The sequence below is a fragment of the Bacillus sp. FSL M8-0256 genome (assembly GCF_038005765.1).
GTDB lineage: Bacteria > Bacillota > Bacilli > Bacillales > Bacillaceae > Bacillus > Bacillus safensis.
In genome coordinates this window covers 286,052-304,816 of record NZ_JBBOTU010000001.1, presented here as the reverse complement: position 1 = coordinate 304,816, position 18,765 = coordinate 286,052, and the positions used below count along the sequence as shown (strand labels likewise).

Annotated in this window: 18 protein-coding genes; 5 read left to right on the top strand and 13 right to left on the bottom strand. The window is 43.4% G+C overall.

Annotated elements, in window-relative coordinates; all coding sequences use genetic code 11:
• Position 1: 1 nt before the first annotated feature.
• From NSQ76_RS01725 to NSQ76_RS01705, 5 genes are all read right to left on the bottom strand, one after another.
• On the bottom strand, positions 2-1,135 hold the full coding sequence (locus NSQ76_RS01725) for a zinc-dependent alcohol dehydrogenase (RefSeq protein WP_024424382.1): 1,134 nt from the start codon (positions 1,133-1,135) through the stop codon (positions 2-4).
• Between the two features lie 158 nt (positions 1,136-1,293).
• The gene (locus NSQ76_RS01720) at positions 1,294-1,893 is read right to left on the bottom strand and encodes a quercetin 2,3-dioxygenase (protein ID WP_341051989.1); all 600 of its coding nucleotides are present in this window, start codon (positions 1,891-1,893) and stop codon (positions 1,294-1,296) included.
• Between the two features lie 53 nt (positions 1,894-1,946).
• Complete coding sequence (locus NSQ76_RS01715) at positions 1,947-2,315, bottom strand: quercetin 2,3-dioxygenase (protein ID WP_341051986.1); 369 nt, start codon at positions 2,313-2,315, stop codon at positions 1,947-1,949.
• Positions 2,316-2,395: 80 nt separating this feature from the next.
• A complete protein-coding gene (locus tag NSQ76_RS01710; RefSeq protein ID WP_024424384.1) occupies positions 2,396-2,968 on the bottom strand; it encodes a TetR/AcrR family transcriptional regulator in 573 nt (190 codons plus the stop codon).
• 37 nt (positions 2,969-3,005) lie between these two features.
• Positions 3,006-4,487: an amidase gene (locus NSQ76_RS01705; protein ID WP_034621711.1), complete on the bottom strand. Its 1,482-nt coding sequence runs from the start codon at positions 4,485-4,487 to the stop codon at positions 3,006-3,008.
• A 187-nt stretch (positions 4,488-4,674) separates the two neighbouring features.
• On the opposite strand from NSQ76_RS01705, the gene NSQ76_RS01700 reads away from it, so the two are divergent.
• Positions 4,675-6,288, top strand: a complete 1,614-nt coding sequence (locus tag NSQ76_RS01700) for a S8 family peptidase (RefSeq protein WP_231293946.1) — start codon at positions 4,675-4,677, stop codon at positions 6,286-6,288.
• Positions 6,289-6,327: 39 nt separating this feature from the next.
• Here NSQ76_RS01700 and NSQ76_RS01695 read toward each other — a convergent pair whose 3' ends face one another.
• Positions 6,328-6,867, bottom strand: coding sequence for a DUF402 domain-containing protein (locus NSQ76_RS01695; protein ID WP_285706993.1), 540 nt, complete (start codon positions 6,865-6,867; stop codon positions 6,328-6,330).
• Positions 6,868-7,239: 372 nt separating this feature from the next.
• The gene (locus tag NSQ76_RS01685) at positions 7,240-7,776 is read right to left on the bottom strand and encodes a GNAT family N-acetyltransferase (protein ID WP_024427428.1); all 537 of its coding nucleotides are present in this window, start codon (positions 7,774-7,776) and stop codon (positions 7,240-7,242) included.
• A gap of 213 nt (positions 7,777-7,989) precedes the next feature.
• On the opposite strand from NSQ76_RS01685, the gene NSQ76_RS01680 reads away from it, so the two are divergent.
• Positions 7,990-9,207 carry a multidrug effflux MFS transporter gene (locus tag NSQ76_RS01680; protein ID WP_268421357.1) on the top strand — a complete coding sequence of 406 codons (1,218 nt, stop codon included), beginning with the start codon at positions 7,990-7,992 and terminating at the stop codon, positions 9,205-9,207.
• Positions 9,208-9,422: 215 nt separating this feature from the next.
• Here NSQ76_RS01680 and NSQ76_RS01675 read toward each other — a convergent pair whose 3' ends face one another.
• The 4 genes from NSQ76_RS01675 to NSQ76_RS01660 all read right to left on the bottom strand — a co-directional run bounded on the left by NSQ76_RS01675 (position 9,423) and on the right by NSQ76_RS01660 (position 11,435).
• Entirely contained in the window at positions 9,423-9,593 is a 171-nt protein-coding gene (locus NSQ76_RS01675) for a hypothetical protein (protein WP_167753092.1), read from the bottom strand.
• On the bottom strand, positions 9,590-10,177 hold the full coding sequence (locus tag NSQ76_RS01670; protein WP_024427430.1) for a DUF1700 domain-containing protein: 588 nt from the start codon (positions 10,175-10,177) through the stop codon (positions 9,590-9,592). Before NSQ76_RS01670 ends, NSQ76_RS01675 begins: the two co-directional genes overlap by 4 nt.
• Positions 10,170-10,487: a PadR family transcriptional regulator gene (locus NSQ76_RS01665; RefSeq protein ID WP_024424392.1), complete on the bottom strand. Its 318-nt coding sequence runs from the start codon at positions 10,485-10,487 to the stop codon at positions 10,170-10,172. The genes NSQ76_RS01670 and NSQ76_RS01665 overlap by 8 nt, the downstream gene beginning before the upstream one ends.
• A gap of 117 nt (positions 10,488-10,604) precedes the next feature.
• Positions 10,605-11,435, bottom strand: a complete 831-nt coding sequence (locus tag NSQ76_RS01660; protein ID WP_024424393.1) for a YitT family protein — start codon at positions 11,433-11,435, stop codon at positions 10,605-10,607.
• A 336-nt stretch (positions 11,436-11,771) separates the two neighbouring features.
• Here NSQ76_RS01660 and mmuM point away from each other — a divergent pair, with 336 nt between their 5' ends.
• The 3 genes from mmuM to NSQ76_RS01645 all read left to right on the top strand — a co-directional run bounded on the left by mmuM (position 11,772) and on the right by NSQ76_RS01645 (position 14,893).
• A complete protein-coding gene (gene mmuM / locus NSQ76_RS01655) occupies positions 11,772-12,710 on the top strand; it encodes a homocysteine S-methyltransferase (protein ID WP_212052291.1) in 939 nt (312 codons plus the stop codon).
• 46 nt (positions 12,711-12,756) lie between these two features.
• Positions 12,757-14,160 carry an S-methylmethionine permease gene (gene mmuP / locus NSQ76_RS01650; RefSeq protein ID WP_024427433.1) on the top strand — a complete coding sequence of 468 codons (1,404 nt, stop codon included), beginning with the start codon at positions 12,757-12,759 and terminating at the stop codon, positions 14,158-14,160.
• Positions 14,161-14,272: 112 nt separating this feature from the next.
• Positions 14,273-14,893, top strand: coding sequence for a hypothetical protein (locus NSQ76_RS01645; RefSeq protein WP_341051963.1), 621 nt, complete (start codon positions 14,273-14,275; stop codon positions 14,891-14,893).
• Positions 14,894-15,362: 469 nt separating this feature from the next.
• On the opposite strand, the gene NSQ76_RS01640 is transcribed toward NSQ76_RS01645, so the two are convergent.
• Both NSQ76_RS01640 and NSQ76_RS01635 read right to left on the bottom strand, forming a co-directional pair.
• Complete coding sequence (locus NSQ76_RS01640; RefSeq protein ID WP_024427435.1) at positions 15,363-15,845, bottom strand: Ig-like domain-containing protein; 483 nt, start codon at positions 15,843-15,845, stop codon at positions 15,363-15,365.
• A gap of 107 nt (positions 15,846-15,952) precedes the next feature.
• On the bottom strand, positions 15,953-18,619 hold the full coding sequence (locus NSQ76_RS01635) for a S8 family peptidase (RefSeq protein ID WP_341051961.1): 2,667 nt from the start codon (positions 18,617-18,619) through the stop codon (positions 15,953-15,955).
• Between the last annotated feature and the right edge of the window lie 146 nt (positions 18,620-18,765).

Here is an 18,765-nt window from a genome sequence, read left to right as displayed (position 1 = left end):
TTTATGGCTTTAAAACGACCTTTATACAATCATCCTGTTTGTCATTGAAGATGTGGTACGCATGTGCAGCTTCATCTAATGGTAATTTGTGAGTGATAATGGCTCTAGGATCAATTTCACCGCTTGTCACTTTTTGATAGAGCTTTGACATGTATCCTCTCGCCGGGGCTTGGCCCATTTTCAGGGTGACGTTTCTTGCGAAAAAAGCGCCTAATGGAAACATGTTGTACAGGCCGCCGTACACACCCGTCATCTGCACTGTTCCACATTTGCGAACGGCTTTTGTGGCAATTTGAATGGGTCCGATCGTTCCGCCTTGCAGCTTGAGCTTTTGCTCAATTTTTTCAAGCGGCGACTTCTTCCCGTCCATTCCCACACAATCAATCACAACATCAGCCCCGCCCTTGGTGAGCTCCTTTAACGTTTCTCCCATGTCGGGATCTTCTGTAAAGTCAAAGACCTCAACGCCGCTCATTCGTTTTGCATGCCGCAGGCGGTAATCAATGTAATCGACGGCAATCACACGTTCTGCTCCTTTTTGCCAAGCAAATTGCTGCGCCATTAATCCAACAGGTCCGCAGCCTAGCACGATGACCGTATCGCCTTTTTTCACACCTGCGTGCTCTACACTCCAATAGGCGGTTGGCAGGACATCTGATAAGAACAGCAATTGTTCATCCTCCAGCTCACAATCCTCTGGAATCTTAAACGGGGTGTAGTTGCCAAAAGGTACGCGTAAATACTCTGCCTGTCCCCCGGGGTAATTCCCATACTTCTCACTATAGCCAAAAAGTCCACCCGAATCGTAGTGCGGGTTTGAGTTGTCACATTGGCTTTCTAAGTGATGATCGCAATATTGGCATTTACCACATGCCACTGTAAATGGAATGACCACACGGTCTCCCTTTTTTACGGCTGTGACATCCGGGCCAACTTCCTCCACAATCCCCATTGGTTCATGTCCAATCACATAGCCGATTGGAAGCGGGAAATTCCCCTGATACAAATGTAAATCTGATCCACAAATTGCTGTTGATGTAATACGTATGATTACATCTTCCCGATCTTGAATCGACGGTGCATCTACTTTCTTCACTGCAATGCTATTTTTCCCTTGATAAGTAACAGCTCTCACATGGATTTCCTCCTTTAGCTCAAGTCATCTTTACATAGCTTCACCTTGAATGAATGGTTCATTCATCAAATGAGAAATTTATGTGGAGGAGGCAAAAAACAAAAAAAGCCTGTCGATTGTTTCGACAGACTCATGATGTCGTGTAACGCGTTACACACTTATTCCTTTTCGACAAAAAACAAATCATATTGAGTTGAAGTCTCCCGATTGAACATGAAATTCCCTTCTTGAATAAAATAGGGGCATATACTTGGGCTTGGAGATTCTTCAAACTGCTCATACACCTGCTCAATTTCTCCTGGAAGCAGCAAAACCAACATTTTATTTGAATGAGACACAAATTCATAAGAGTGGATCGTATCTGGCGGGATATAGGCAAAGTCACCCGGCATCAAGCAAATCTCCTCTCCGTTCAAATGAAGGTTCATCTTCCCTTCAACACAATAGATTGCTTCTGTATGAACTTGATGATAATGCGGCGGGAAATATTTCTCCTTCGCTCCTTCAACCACAAAATGACTGAATCCGCCTCCTGTTGTTTCTACTGTTGCAATCAGCTCATGAATCTGACCATCAATGATGTATTGCTTCCCTTCACCAGCCTCTAATACATAAGGCTGTACCTCGTGAGGAAGCTGACTATGAAATAAAACGGAGGGCCTCGTTGTATTAGACAGTTCTCTGATTCCATGCATCAGGATGATATCGCTTTCTTTTTCAGCCTGCTGAAAACTGGCTGCATCGAAAGCATGATTCATCAAAAAACATTCATTTTGAAAAAGCCTCTTTCCAATTTGCTGATAGACATCTGTCATTTTTCCGCCCAGTGTATATGAAATAAATCTTGTTTATGACTATGCATTCTGTAGCCATGAATCGTTTTGGGCGGGATATGAATATAATCAAAGGCTGTGACCATGTATTTTTTACCGTCCAGCATCACTTCAAGCTTTCCTTCCAGCACAAAAATGGTTTCAAATAAGTGCTCATGACAGTGCAGCGGGAAATATGCTCCTTTCCCACCTGTGATTAAGGCAAGCTCAAACAGCTGATTCGTTTGATTTGCTTCTGCCAGCATATGAACAAGCTGATTCTCCAGCCCATACAGCTTTCCGGAACCAGACACGGTATAAAAAGAGGTACCTTCGGATTGCTTCATCGATTGCGGTTGCTCCGACATCCCATCACTCCTCATGACAAATTGACTATCTATATTATATAGACCAATTGATATAATAGATAGACAATATGCGAGAGATTTTACTCTTCTCGCATAAATAAGTGTCTAAGGTAACTTTTTACGTGTTCTAAAGGGGTCGTTTGTTTGAGTGCAGTGGTCATCGATAAACCCCCGATGACCATTGAGTGAAGGAGAGAAGCCAGCTCATCCGCTTTGTTTTCTTCATACCCGCTGTTCATTAGCTTTTCTTTTACAAGCTCCTGCCAGCGGATCATTTCTTGTTTGCATGCAGCATGAAGCTGCGCGTTTTCAGGCTTGGACTCTGCCGCAAGCAAGACAATTGGAATCCCTCTTTCACTTTCTTTCTCCATAAATCCTCGAATGATCTTTGTCATAAAACGATCGATGGCGATATATGGGTCATCCGAATAGGCAAAGCCTTCTTCAATTTGATTGATGACCTTTTGACTAATGTATTCAACAGATGCAATGGCCAGCTCTTCTTTTCCATTTGGAAAGTAATAATAAAGAGAGCCTTTAGGTGTGCCGCTCTCTCTGATAATTTGATTCAATCCTGTCGCATGGTATCCCTGTTTACGTAAAAGAAGTGCTGCCGTTTGAATGATTTTGTCCTTCGTACTCACGTGTGACACTCTTTTCCCTCCATAGACCAAAGTCGCTTATCATGCGTTATCGATTTAATTGACTAGTTCCTTTCCAAATCGAGGATGTCTCCATTTCCGCCGCAAGCCTGAGCAGCCAGTCCTCTTTTCCTTTAGGTGCTGTCACCTGTACCCCTAAAGGCATGCCCGCGCTAGTGAGATGAACAGGAACACTCATTGATGGCTGACCTGTTAAGTTGGCAAGCTGTGTAAATGGGGTGTAGGTCAGGCTCTTGAGGAACATGTCATAAATGAGATCCTGCTGTGCTTGCATGGAAAGAGATGACACACGTAAAAGTGCGGCTGTTTCCTGATCTGAATGCATAAGTTCACCAACCTTTGGAGCTGAATAGGCAGTAGCTGGTGTCACATAGAGATCGTAGGTTTGATGAAATGACGCCATTTGTGCAGCAGCCCGATCCCACGCATCAAGACTTTCTGTATAAGCAGCAGCGGTCACGTTCTTGCCAGCCTCCGCCAGCACCCATGCCACGATGTCCGTTTCCTCCGGCTTTACTGGACGCCCTAACGAACGAGCCAAGGAAGTGAATAACGCAGACATTTCTCCGCTGTTCATCACGTAATATTGCTGCATGAGATGAATCCCATCAATTTCCGGCTTGGCTTCCTCTACTTGATGACCTTGCTCACTCAGCCATTTCACTGTTTGCTGAACCGCCTGCTTCGCCTCCTCACTGACCTTCGTGCCAACTGGAGATTCTACACTGTAAGCAATTCGCATAGAAGATGTACGTTTCACCAGATCCTCTTGGTAACTGCCATCGTATAATGGGGTTTGGAAAGCAGCTTCAGGCTGAATGACTTGAAGAAGATCCAGAAGGGCTGCACTGTCCCGCACTGTTTTTGTGAGTGTAAAGTCAATGGAAGCCCCTTGCCACTGCCTTCCTGCGCCTGGGCCTACCGGCGTTCTTCCCCGCGTAGGCTTAAGGCCGAACAAACCGGTAAAGGATGCTGGAATCCGGATGGAACCACCGCCATCACTTGCTCCGCCAGCAGGTACAATGCCGCTTGCAACAGCTGCTGCTGTCCCGCCGCTTGAGCCGCCTGGAGAATAGTCCGTATTCCAAGGATTTCTCGTTGGACCATGTAACGCAGGCTCCGTCACATTTCTTAAACCGAATTCCGGTGTATTTGTATGTCCGATCATGAGAAAACCAGCCTGCTTCAACCGATCAACAAAGTGCGAATCCGAATTTGCTTTTACATCCTTTAACAGCAAAGCTCCTGCTGTCAGCGGTTCATTTTTTATCCCTTGTGATATATTTTTCAGCACAAACGGAACGCCCGCAAATGGCTGATACTCATGTAACTCCTTGATGTCTTTTAAAACTTGTTCTTGTCTCGTCCGTATCACAGCGTTTAGTTCTGGATTGACCTCATTCAATCTATCAAATGCCGCCTGCATAAGCTCCTCGGGCGTTACCTGCTTATTTCGCACAAGTGCTGCCAAGCCAGTCGCATCATACGTCATATACTCTTTTACGTTCATCAGCATGTCCTTCTTTCTCTTATCATGATGTCTCTATTGTCTACTAGAATTCTATGAATTTCAATTTCAGGTTACTTGTAAAAATAACTTTCTGAACAAGACGACAATTCTACTATCCCATCCCTCTGCTTTCTCCGATATAATAGAGAAAAAAAGACCGAGGTCATCGGATGAGAGGAGCCACGCATTGAAAAAGAAATTACTTATCGTCATTGCGTTTCTTCTTGCGTTGACAACTGCTTTGCCCTTCCATTCGCAGGCAGCTGCACCGCCAAAAGAAACAGATGTCATCATCGTCTATAAAAATCAAAAAGGAAAACAAACAGCTATTAAGGAAAGTGAGAAAGTGAACGCACAGTACATACATCTTCCCGCTGTCGCTGTGACAGCAGATGAACAAGCAGTCACCTCACTCAAAAAAGACCCAAACATCGCTTACGTCTCAAAAAACGTAAAGGTCAAACTCGCGGCTTCTACTGTGAAGAAAACAGCCGCTGCTACTAATCAAGATGCATTGGTACAAAAATCTTACAATCTGCAAAAACTAAATATAAAGCAAGCAATAAAAGAAGGCGTCACTGGTAAAAATGTAAAAGTAGCCGTTTTAGATACTGGTATTTTCCCACACGAGGATTTAAAGGTATCCGGCGGTAAATCATTCGTGAACTACACATCCTCTTATAAAGATGATGAAGGACATGGCACACATGTCGCCGGCACGATTGGTGCGCTTAATAACGATTATGGAACAGTCGGCGTGGCTTCCGGTGTGAAGCTGTATGCTGTGAAAGTGTTAGATAAAAAGGGAGAAGGCGACCTGTATAGTCTGCTTCGAGGCATCGATTGGGCGATTACCAACAAGATGGACATTATTAATTTAAGTTTAGGCTTTGAAGACAATATCCCCATCTTGCGTTCAGCAGTAGATGAAGCCTATAAAAAGGGCCTGCTCGTGGTTGCTGCAAGCGGAAATGATGGGAAAAAGAATTATATTAGCTACCCTGCTGCTTACAATAGTGTCATTGCCGTTTCTGCAACAACTTCCAAAGACAAACTCGCGTCTATCTCGAATACAGGGAAAGGGATTGAATTTTCTGCTCCTGGCGAGAACGTCATCAGTACCTATTTGAAAAATGAATATTGGTATGCAACGGGTACATCACAAGCTGCACCGCATGTCACAGGAATGCTGGCACTGTTAAAGCAGCTTCATCCGAAGAAAACAAATGCACAGCTACGCACTTTATTGCGCAGCTATACAGTGGATCTTGGCGCAAAAGGGAAGGATCCGCAATTCGGCTATGGCCGCGTGCAATATGTGCCACAATCCACCTTTTTAAAGGCTGCAGCCAGTGCTGTCAAAACAGCCGAAACATCTAAAAAGCAGGCAGATGTCAATCAAGCCAAAACGAGAATTGGCAGGCTCACTGCAAGCAAGCAAAAAACAGCACTCACAGAACGGGTGAAGAAAGTCCAAGCAGCCATTGATATCCGCTCGGCACGTGCAAAGGTCAAAACAGCCGAAAAGAACAAAACACAGGGCGCTATTAAAAGTGCTCAAACGGCCATCAAAAAACTAAATAAAGGCAAAGAAAAAACAAGCCTGCAAAACCGGCTCGACAAAGTTAAAAAACAAGTCGCTTATCAAAAGAAAGTGACGGACGCTAAACAAAAGGTCAAAAAAGCGGAAACCAAACGAACAAAGAAAACAAAAGCAGCGGCTCAAAGCGCTGTCAAACAGCTAAAAGCCTCCAAAACAAAAACCAATTTACAAAAACGATTAAACCGTATTAAGGTTTAACAGAAAAAACGATTCCTTTCAGCGAGGAATCGTTTTTTTCTATCTCAACATCGGCTCAAACAAGCTGTGATGATATTTCCCTTCGGCATCTGCCCTCACTTGATCGAGAATGCTTTCTAACGAAGCCGTCACGCTCTCTAATGCCCGCCGTACTGTACCGTGTTCAAAATCCGCTAAACTCTCCGGCAATTCATCTTCATCCAGCACAAAGACATCACCATTCGGAAGAATGAGAAGATCAATAATGAGGTCTTCAAACATGACCAGCTGCCCGTTGAACTGTGTATCTCCCACCATATTCAAATAAGATCCTAGTTCCTTCCCTTGATCATCTCTCCAGAAATATATGTTATAAGGACGATCCTTCCAATAATAGGCGGTCGTATAGCTCCCTTTTGGAATGGTTAGAGCACCCTCACCTGCCCTCATCGTAAACGGTTCTTCAATCTTGTGAAACAGCACAGCCTGCTGCTCCTTTGTGTCTAACAGCTGACAGGTATGTTCCACAACTTTTTGATCGTATTTGATTTTTCTCTCGATGACTTTATCCCAACGATCCGCATGCAGCGAAAACAACATGTCACAACTCCCTCTAAACATCTCGTTTCTTTCCAGTATACACCGATTTTTTTGAAGAAATAAAGGATTGCCTCATTTACTTATGGAAGACCTATGATGAGGTGAAATAAATGAACGGAATCACGACTCTTGAAACTTTACACAGCTTGGACAAATCATCCTCATGATTTGCGGCTATGTCCTTTATTGGCAGCTGGTGAAAACGAAGAGAGAACGAAAGCTGTCTCCTTATGAGCGCATGTTAAAATTCTTTGTCATGTTCGGTTTCATCTCGTGGGTGGTATCCTATTGGGCGCTGGTACTGTGGGCGTAAATTGAAAAAAAGAAAGAGCTGTCCATGGAGGTAAGCTCTTCCTTTTGCTGCACATTATATTATGAGCCTGCCGGCTGTTCTTTCTTGATCACATATTGATAGCTCTTGACATGTGTCCCATTTTGGTTCACAAATTCTTTATCAAGCGCACGCTCAAAGCCCATTCTTTCATATAGGCGAATGGCAGCCTGCATTTTATCAGATGTATGAAGATACAGGACATTTTCGCCCCATGATTGCGTCAGTTCAATACTTTTACGCAGCAATGATTCTGCAATGCCTTTTCCCCTCACATCGGGATCTACTCCTAAAAACCGGACGATGGCTGATGTAATGCCCATTTCAGGTTTGTCATACGCTTGCTCTGATGACCGGAACATTTGAAGCGTCCCCACGACCTTGCCGTCAAGCTCCGCCACAAGCATCAGCTCCATGTTCGGATTATCTACAGCTGCTGCAAGCGCGGCAGAATAATTTTGCCAGCCTTCCTCTGTAAATTGAGGCTCATACTGTGCATAGGATTTGATCAGCACGCGTGTGATGGCCTCATGATCTTCTTTGACTGCTTGACGAATGATCAGCTCTTGCTGCTTCATGTCAGCACCTCCTGCTCTCTATTAGTGGGTATACGTATCATGCAATCACTGCATACGATCACCTTACTCTTTTCTCTACTCATTCAATGTAAAGAGTCTCATTCGAAAGATCAATCATTTTGCACGGAATCATCTTTGAAAATTTTTCATTGAAAAGGAACGCTTGATTCATTATGCTGTGTTGAGGAAGTATACGAGGAGTGTTGTCATCATATGAGTTCTTTATCTTATCCCCAAGAATCGAAAAAAAATCGATTTCTCCTTGCCGCATTGCTCGGATCTTTAACAGCCCTTGCTCCGCTGGCAATGGATATGTATTTACCTGCTTTGCCTCATATTGCTCGTGATTTTGAGGCGAGCACGGCGTTGTCTCAATTAAGTCTGATGGCTTGTCTCATTGGACTGGCGCTTGGCCAGCTGATTGCAGGTCCGATCAGCGATACCATTGGCAGAAGAAAGCCGCTGATGATTGGGTTGATCATCTTTATTGCGGCATCCCTTCTTTGTACAGTGGTCACATCGATTTGGACGTTCATTCTTCTTAGATTGATTCAAGGACTTGCTGGTTCAGCTGGCATTGTCATTGCACGAGCCATTGTCCGAGATCATTATGAAGGATCAGAAATGACGAAATTCTTTGCACTGCTGATGTTAGTCAACGGGGTTGCTCCGGCAGCAGCACCTATTGCGGGCGGACAGATTTTACGATTCACAACATGGCAGGGTGTATTTGTACTACTCGGAATTCTCGGGGCATTGATGCTGCTGAGATCGATTTTTTCACTGCAAGAAAGCTTACCCGCAGAGCGTAGACAGACCGGGGGCTTTCAACAGATTGCAAGCGCGATGAAAATTTTAGCCAGTGATCGTCTCTTTGTTGGATATGCTCTCTCACAAGGTTTTGTATTCGCAGCGATGTTTGCCTATATTTCTGGTTCACCGTTTGTGCTTCAGGAAATTTTCAACCTTTCTCCACAAGGATTTAGTGCAGCCTTTGCGGTAAATAGTCTTGGAATCATCACGGCTGGACAAGTATTTGCCCGAGTCGCTGCGAAAATCGGTGAAGAGAAAGTCCTTCGCATTGGATTGCTGACAGCTGCATTAGGCGGAGTCACTTTATTTTTGATGATCTCGATTGATGCAGGATTGTTCGGCATTCTGATTCCGCTGTTTTTTGTTGTCTCAAGTGTTGGAATTGTCGGCACCTCTGCGCCGTCTCTTGCGATGCAGCATCACGGAGCACATGCAGGAAGTGCAGCTGCACTGATCGGTGTTGCGCAAATGCTGCTAGGCGCTTGCATGACACCTCTTGTCGGACTAGCCGGAAGCCAAACAGCCTTTCCAATGGGTCTGATCATTATGCTTTGTGATCTAGGCGCACTTTGCTGTTATTTCTTCTTTGTGGCCCGAGCGAAAAAAAGACCCGCATAAGCGGGTTTTTTTAGACTGTTGACAAAGGGCTAAAATGATCTTGATTTTAGCTCTTTGTCTTCTTTTCAGCGTGATAGAAAACCTTTGAAGTCTAGGAAGGACGAGCATCGGAGCGGAGCGAATTTGACATTCGTGAGCACCGGAGCGCAGAACTGACAAAGAATGCGAGGGTTTGTCTACACGCTGAGACCCGCATAAGCGGGTTTTTTCATTTATTATGGCTTGCTCCAATTGATGGTGCGGAACACGTTGCTCTGGTTATTGTTGTGATATGCATCTAAATCAAAGCCTGATAGTCCAAAACCAATTGTCATGACAATTCCTCCGGCAACGGTGAAGATGATCCCCCATTTGATGCATTGCTTTTTTAAATCATTCAAGTTCATACTCTCACAACCTTCTTTTTAAACATTCCCATGAATGCCTTAGTGGTTTGAATAGTCATTTGCACAAATAGCTTTGTCAAGTACGCCGTGGCTATGCCGCTTAATAATCCGACACCTAATAGAAGAATACCAACACCAACCTGCGTCACCACCACATGCAAACCGTCCTGAAAAATAAATGGAGAACCAATGATACTCCAAAAACCGCCGAGCAGACCAGTAAGCGTCAACGCACCTGTCACGAGTGGAATGCACCAAATCACCATATACACAGAAAGAATCAGCAGGAAGACTGTTGCTAGAATACTGCCCCATAACGGAAAACCTAAAATGAGAATGGAGAGTCTTGTGGCTTTTTCTCCAAACGTCGGCACCTGAACGGTTTTGATTCCTTGTTCCTTCATAATTCCTTCAGCGATCATAGCAGGCTGCCCGACTTGATGAACCGCTTCCTGTTCACTGTAGCCATCTTCCTGATAATCCTCAATCATTTCATCGTAGTATTCGATAAACCGATCACTATCTTTGTCGCCTAGAAGATGCAGATGCTTCTTTAGGCTGCTCAAAAATTCTTTTTTATTCATTGCCCTGTCCTCCAGAAATAAAGTCGTAAATCGCCATCACCTGATCCCATTCCTCTAAAAACTGCGCCATATGCTCCCGCCCGCTTTCTGTCATGCGGTAGTATTTTCTTAATCGACTGTTATGTTCCTGGGAATAGGTCTCCACATAATTGTTTTGCTCTAAACGCTTTAAAATCGGATACAATGTCGATTCTGAAATCTCAATACAATGAGACATATCTTTAATGATTTGATAACCATAGGAATCGCCTTTCTTTAATACCGCCAGTACACAAAATTCCAGTAATCCTTTTTTTAATTGTGCATTCATGTTTACAACTCCTAACTCTTTATACTATACATTACATAGTATTGTGTGACAAGAGGTATAGAGAATAAAAAAAAGACCCTTTTTCGGGTCTTTTAGCTCTTTGTCTACTTTTCATTTTTATATATTTACAAATCCTTCTCCGAACACATCGCGTACGTCATGGACAACAACGAATGCGTCTCGATCTATTTTCTTAATAATTTTCTTAAGGCGCATGAGCTCCTGCTTTTGAATGACCGCGTACAGAATTTCCTTCGATTCCTTTGAATAATGACCGCGTCCGTTTAAAATCGTTACGCCTCGGTCCAGGGTGTGATTGATTTCTTCCGCAATATCATCTTTGCATGAAGAAATAATTGTCACTGCCTTTTTCGTGTTAAGTCCTTCTATCACAAAGTCCATTACCTTTGTCGCCACGTACAGCATTACAATGGTAAACATTAATTTTTCCGCACCAATAATAAAATAGGAAGCAAATACAACGATCAGATCAAAGAACAAGATGGCATAGCTCACGTTCCAGTCTAAATACTTGTTGGCAATTCTTCCGAGAATGGCAGAACCCGCCGTTGTTCCACCGGCTCTGAGCACAAGACCAATCCCAATTCCGATGATAATTCCTGCAAAAATCGCTCCAATGATCAATTCATGTACATTCACGACCCATGTTGTGGTCAGGTGTAAAAATAGGGAGTTACTTGCAACGGCAACCACCGTATAAATCGTGGTCTTTTTGTCCAAGTATTTATATCCCACAAGTAATAAGATCGCATTCAACACAAGGTTCGTCAGCCACGGTGCTATTTCAAACAAATAATAAAAAATGATGGACAGCCCCGTGACACCGCCTTCACCAAATTCAAGCGGAATGACAAACATGTTCACTGCTGCGGCAAATAAAAAAGAACCAACTAGAATCATCGCTATATCTTTTACACATTTTTTCAATTTCTTCTTTCCTCCTTTTTTAAGCATATAAAAAACCCTCTTTCTGCACGAAAGAAGACAGTCGTTGGACAACATAAAAATCAAAAGACGGCGCCTTTTGACGAAGCTTTCTGAAATCAATCTTTCCATAATATATATCTCTTTTTAGAGGCTGTCAATGACTTGGTTTTCTATTATTTTGACTGCATTTTTATACATCAAAACCCGCATGTTTTCAGGGTTTTCGCGCCCTAATATGCTTTTTCCTCTCCTTGACAAAAACACTTTAGTCATTTAAACTACTGCCTCATATCATATCCATCATTTCCGATCTAAAAAGGAGGCTGTTTGATTCCAATGAATCCTATTCAAAGCCGTTTACAGGCTCACGCACCTTTGATTTTAGACGGTGCATTAGCAACAGAGCTTGAACGAAAGGGCTGTAACTTAAACGATCGTTTATGGTCAGCCAAAATACTTATTGAACAGCCACAATTGATTCAGCAAGTACACTTGGACTACTTCCAAGCAGGTGCTGACTGCGCAACAACCGCCAGCTACCAAACAACGATTGAAGGCTTTGCTGAAAAAGGCTATACAAAAGAAGAAGCGATTGAACTCATGAAACGCTCTGTCACTCTAGCGAAAGAGGCACGCGATCTTTTTTGGCAGGATGAAGTGCGTCGTGAAGGACGGACAAAACCATTTGTCGCTGGATCTGTGGGGCCATTCGGCGCTTATTTGTCTGACGGTTCAGAATATAAAGGAAATTATGGGCTTTCAGAGCAGGCTCTCATTGATTTTCACAGACCAAGAATTCAGGCATTAGTAGAAGCGGGTGCAGATATTCTAGCATGCGAAACGATTCCTTGTCTGATTGAAGCAACTGCCATTGCAAAGCTGCTGCAAGATGAATTCAGCGGGACATCTGCCTGGATCACATTCAGTGCAAAGGATGGCCTGCACATTAGTGAAGGTGATTCCATACGAGAATGTGTACAGGCGCTTGAGCCTTATGAACAAATCGCTGCTGTCGGCGTGAACTGTACGCCGCCGCAATTTATTACTTCTCTCATTCAAGAAATGAAAAAGGGAACGAGCAAACCGATTGTGGTTTATCCAAACTCAGGTGAAATATATGATCCTGAAGAAAAGGTATGGAGCGGAGATACGTCACATCTTACTTTTGGGGAATGTGCGCATCAATGGTACAAAGACGGCGCGCATATCATCGGCGGCTGCTGCCGCACGACCCCAGAAGATATCAATGACATCTTAAAAAGAACCACATCATAGCATCATGAATCATCACACATACTTCTAAGCAAAAGGGCGGGAAGACATGGAACAAGCAAAAGATCAGTCACAACAATATCAACGAAAAATGACGAGCCGGCACCTGTTCATGCTTTCTCTAGGCGGTGTCATTGGAACAGGGCTCTTTTTAAGCTCGGGGTATACCATCAATCAGGCCGGACCTGCGGGGACCATTCTTGCCTATCTTGTCGGGGCTTTAATTGTCTACCTCGTGATGCTTTGTTTAGGCGAGCTGTCTGTCGCAATGCCGGTCACAGGGGCTTTTCATACGTATGCAACAAAATACATTGGACCTGGTACAGGCTATACGGTCGCTTGGCTATACTGGCTGACATGGACAGTGGCACTCGGTTCGGAATTTACAGCGGCAGGACTATTAATGCAGCGCTGGTTTCCAGACACTTCGGTTTGGATGTGGAGTGGCGTGTTTGCTCTTCTCATCTTTTTACTGAATGCATTTACAGTCAAGTTTTTTGCAGAATCAGAGTTTTGGTTTTCCAGTATTAAAGTGATGGCTATTATTCTCTTTATTATTCTTGGCGGAGCTGCAATGTTTGGTTTGATCCCATTAAAGGGCGGTGAGGCCGCTCCGTTCTTTTCTAATTTCACTGGGGAAGGCGGACTTTTTCCAAACGGCTTTTTACCGATTTTAATGACGATGCTTGCTGTCAATTTTGCTTTTTCAGGTACGGAGTTGATTGGGATTGCTGCGGGTGAGAGCGTCAATCCTGACGAGACCATTCCAAGAGCAATTCGCACAACCGTCCTGCGTCTCGTCCTGTTTTTCGTTGGAACGATCGTTGTGTTGGCTGGCTTGATTCCAGTAGAAGAAGCCGGGGTGATCAAAAGCCCATTTGTCGTGGTATTTGATCGTATCGGGATTCCTTATGCCGCAGATTTCATGAATTTTGTCATCCTGACCGCGATCTTATCTGCCGCAAACTCAGGATTATACGCATCATCTCGTATGCTTTGGTCGCTTTCTGAAGAACGGACACTTCCTAAAAAACTGGCGAAGCTGACGTCAAAAGGCATTCCTTTGAATGCACTCATTTTAAGTATGATCGGTGGTATTCTTTCTTTGCTATCGAGCGTGATCGCACCAGAAACGGTATACCTTGTCCTGGTGTCAATCTCTGGACTGGCCGTTGTGGTTGTATGGATGGGGATTGCTGCCTCACAGTTTATGTTTCGGAAAAGATTTTTACAGGAGGGCGGTCAGCTTCATGATTTATCCTTTCGAACACCGCTCTATCCAGTAGTTCCGATTGCAGCCTTCCTCCTATGTCTTGCATCTGTCATTGGCATTGCCTTTGATCCAAATCAGCGGATTGCCCTCATCTGCGGCATTCCTTTCATTGCGCTCTGCTATGCTGCCTATTACGTGACAGCTTGGATTCAGAAAAAACGAGAAAAACCTGGTGTATAAACATCAGGGTTTTTTCATTGGCAAAAAAGGATATCGCTAGTAAAATAAGCACACTTTGGTATATGATAGGAATCTATGATTTTCAGGATGAACCAAGGGAGTTGTCGTGAATATGGAAATGACCATTACAAGAGCATTAAGTGAACTGAAAATGTTAGATAAAAGAATCAACCGAACCGTTGATGAAGCCGTACTTGGTGGATTAATGATCGGCAGACATATACAGCACGGATTTCAGAATCAAGAAGAGATTGAAAAAAAGGCAAAGGCTGATGATCAATCGATTCGAGCTTTAATCAAACGCCGGAATGCCATCAAATCAGCCATCGTTGTATCGAATGCAACCACAATGATTGATGTGGCGGGTGTCCGTATGACGGTGGCAGAGGCGATTGAACGAAAGACGTCGATAGACTACGATATTCGTTATTTACAGAAAATGAAACAGGTGTACAAAGAGCTGGTCGACAAAGCTGAACAAACGAATGAAGATGTGAAAATGAGACTTGATCAGCATTTAGAGACCTTGTTTGGGAAAGATGGAAAGACACAAGCGGCCGCCAACCAAGAGATCGTGAAGTCTTTTCTAGCTGAAAATGAGGCGGTGATCATCGATCCGCTTCGTCTTCGAGTGAAAATTGAACAGCTTTCGAAAGAAATTGAAGATTTTCAAATGGAAGTTGATTTTTCCTTGTCTGAAAGCAATACACTAACGAAAATACAGATCGATTAATTGATTTTGTTAGTGAGCCGAAAATCGATAGGACTAAACACCTCCGAGGGAAAGGTCATTCCCTCCTCATCTGATGATCATCTTAGGATGATCCTTGATAAAAGCTCAAAGCTGAACGTTCAAGGATCAAAGTTCAAGTGTGAAAGTTCTTATCTATCAAAGCTCAAGATTAAAAGTTAAACGCTCGATCGAATCTGGGAATAACGGCTGATGAGTGTTTGTTTATCGACTCTTTCGGTTGCCGCCCAGCAGGTTTGCTAACAAAAAACAAAGGGCTAAAATGATTTTCATTTTAGCCCTTTGTTTTTTTTCAGCGTGATAGAAAACCTTTGCAGTCTAAGAAGGACGAGCACTGGAACGGAGCGAATTTGACATTCGTGAGTACCAGAGCGCAGACCTGACACAGAATGCGAGGGTTTGTCTACACGCTGAAGGATGTCACCTGATGACATCCTTTTTTTCTATGAGATTAGTAACGTGATGTATACGCCAAATGGTACACACTTGTGACATTTGAAGATAGTTTGATGTCGTTTGACGTGAACGTCACTGGAACGATATCGTAGTAATGTGTTGACCAGCCTGCATTATTGTATGATTGGTAGCCTGCACCTGCAGGAACTTGAAACGTCAGCGAAAACTGTCCATTCTCATCTGTTGTGCCTGTCGCTGTTTGAGCATATGATTTGATGGCTGCTTCAAAATAAAGCTTGATCGGCTGATTAGGCATGAGGTTTCCGCTTGCATCTTTTAGTGTCCCTTTAAACGTAGCTGGATAATAAGAACCCACGCGATATTTACTGCCATAACCGTAATTCACTATTCCACTATCGGCTGCTGTGACACTTGTTACTTCTACTGATGCTGGTACTGCACCTGTTTCTTCAGCATGTGCAAAGCTTGGGAATACGAGAAGCAATGATAGAACGAAAGCAAACATGATTTTTTTCATCGATAAATCCTCCTTTTTTTCCTACTATTTTACTATCGACATTAATTGGTATTTTTCCAGTTAAAAACAAAAAAACTTCCCTTTTTTTAGAAAGGGAAGTCCTTTTTTTATTTTTTTACAACCACTTTTACCGCTTTGCTTTCTCTTTTTCTCACATCTGATGCGGTCACATATAAAACCGTTTTGGCTTTTTGTGGTTTTATTTGGGCAGTAAATGCGCCCTTGCTATTGGTTTTGACTGTTTTGATGACTTTCTTTGATTTGTTTTTCACTTTAATGGTCAAACCTGCACCCGCAGTCCCTTTGACCGCTTTACTTTTGACGGTTACTTTGCTCACTTTCGGCTTAGCAGGTGCTTTTCCTTTTTTCACGACGGTTTTGAGCGTCGTAGCGGCCTTTCCTTTTGACATTTTAATGTGAAGGACCTTGTTTTTGTTCTGATGCTTAATCTTCACACTAAAGGTTCCTTTTTTGCCTGCTGTGCCTTTTCCAAGCAGCGTTTTGCCTCTATACACAGAAATAGCAGCACCGGCTTTTGCTTTACCTGTCACCTTTTGATGCTGATCCTCCACTTTGCTCACAGATGCATTCAATTCGACAGCACTTAATGCAGCAAATGCATTCAGTCTGCCGTGTCCTGTCATCCAATCAATTCCTGGAATTTTCGGATCAACAATTGGTTCCTCGTTTTCATCATAGAAAACGTCGTCTTTTCCATCAATAGATTTAAATGAGATGTCATCTGCTGTACTTTGCAAAAGATTTCTCACTTGATTTGGCTTCAAGGATGGATTTTTAGAAAGCAGTAATCCTGCTGCTGCTGCCACATATGGTGTCGCCATTGATGTCCCGCTCAGGTATGAGACGTTCCCATCAGGCATTAAGCTCGGAATATCCGACCCTGGTGCTGACATGCTCAGTCCTTTGCCATAGCTTGAGAACTCAGCGGCAATATCCATACGGTTGCTTGCGCCAACCGCCATTGCGTATTTTGATGTCGCAGGGTAGCCCATTTCTGGTACGCCATCATTTCCACTTGCCACGACGACTAGTACATTTCTTTGAGCAGCATAATTCATGGCATATTCAATCACTCTGCTGTAGTAGCCGCCAAGGCTCATGTTGATCACCTTTGCGCCTTTGTCTACTGCATGCTTGATCCCAAGTGCAATATGCTCTGTATCGCCAAAGCCATAGGCATCCAGCACCTTCACCGGAATGATGCCCGTATGTTGATTGAGACCTGCCATTGAGTAATGATTATCGGATTTTGCGGCAATGATGCCTGCCACATGCGTACCGTGTCCATTGTCATCAATCGCATCTTTGTTTCGTCCAATGAGATTCGCACCTAAGTCTGTCCGAACAGTCCCGCTTAAATCTGTCAAACGGCTGTCTACACCTGTATCCACAACAGCAATTAATGTTTGCTTCATTTTGCTTGTGCCAATCAGTGTATTCATTTGTTCAAATTTGACGTCAGCGCCTTTTTTCCCGCTGTTTTGCGCACTGTTTTTCAGCGGCCACTGATAACCATACTGCGCGTCGTTGCTTAGCGCTCGATAGGTTTGAACAGGCTCTGCAAATTCAACATTCGGCATGCTGGATAGCTTTCTTGCCGTGCTTTTGATGACCGCTTTGCCTGCTTTTAGTGTTTTTCCAGCTGATTCTTGCCCTGCTGGCACATCATAGACATACATTCCTTTGAATAAAGGACTGACTGACTGTGATGTCACACGGTTTTCTTGGATGCCGTAGCTTTTCATTTTCTTTTTCGCAGATTGAAGTGTTTGGCCATCCTTTAATTTAAAAATGATCTTATTCGTTTTAACCTTCTCTTCTTTTACAAGCTTTTGTTTCTCTAATACATAACCAACTGACTTTCCTTCAAGCTGATCGATGCCAATTTTTTGACTGACGGCTTGTAATTCCTTTTTTAAATATGCCGGACTTGCTTCTTTGAGCATATCAAAAAGGGAGCCGATCGCCTGTTGTTCTTTTTCTGTTACGATATGACCACTAAATGCACCATTTTTCTCTACGTCACTTAGCAGTGTTTTTAATGTGAGCAGATGGTTGTAAACCTTTTGCTGCTCTTTTTGATGTTTGATGAGCTTTGATTTGAGAAACGGCTTTGTCTTTTGGAGCAGACGCGAAAGCTTTTGACCTTCTGCCGTTTCATTGAATCGTTTATCTTCGATTGTACGAATCGATTGAAGAATTTCACGCCCGTACTTTTTCTCAATAATGATGATTTCAGGCTCATCTTCTTCAGGAAAAACAGGTTCAGAAGGCGGAAGATTAGCTCCTTTATATCCGAGTGTATATGCCGCATCCTCTTCCTCATCACGGCTGTCTTCCTCTGACCCTAAATAGAGCACTTTGACATAATAGGGACCTGACCATGCATGCGGGAAGTTGATCTCTGTCTCTCCGCTCGCTGTGTCCACGCGATATCTTGAATATGTGTCATCCTTCATCGCTCTGTCCTTGCTTGGATAGACCGATACGGACAGCACTTGTTTACTTTTCACAGAAATTTGCATGTGTGTATGTTTTGCCACCTCTTGTGCAGATGGCGTGATTTCATACCATGACTCTTCCTTTTCATTCTGTAATGTACCTGAGATGACTTCACCATTTTTTAACCCAATGGCTTCATTGACACTTGTTCCATGACTGGCAGCTGCTGCCTCGTATCCAGGTAGTGCTGCCATACATAGAATGATGGCCATGAGTACGATCACACAGGATTTGACCTGCTTTTTGAACATGAAAAGACCCCCTTATCTTTTATGATACCTTGGAAGAATATCACAGAAATACATATAGTAGAATCTGTTTTTTACATAATTAAACTCGTTTTAAGCTAGGATTTGAGATATTTAGTCAGCAAGACAGATAGCTTCATAAACTTTTT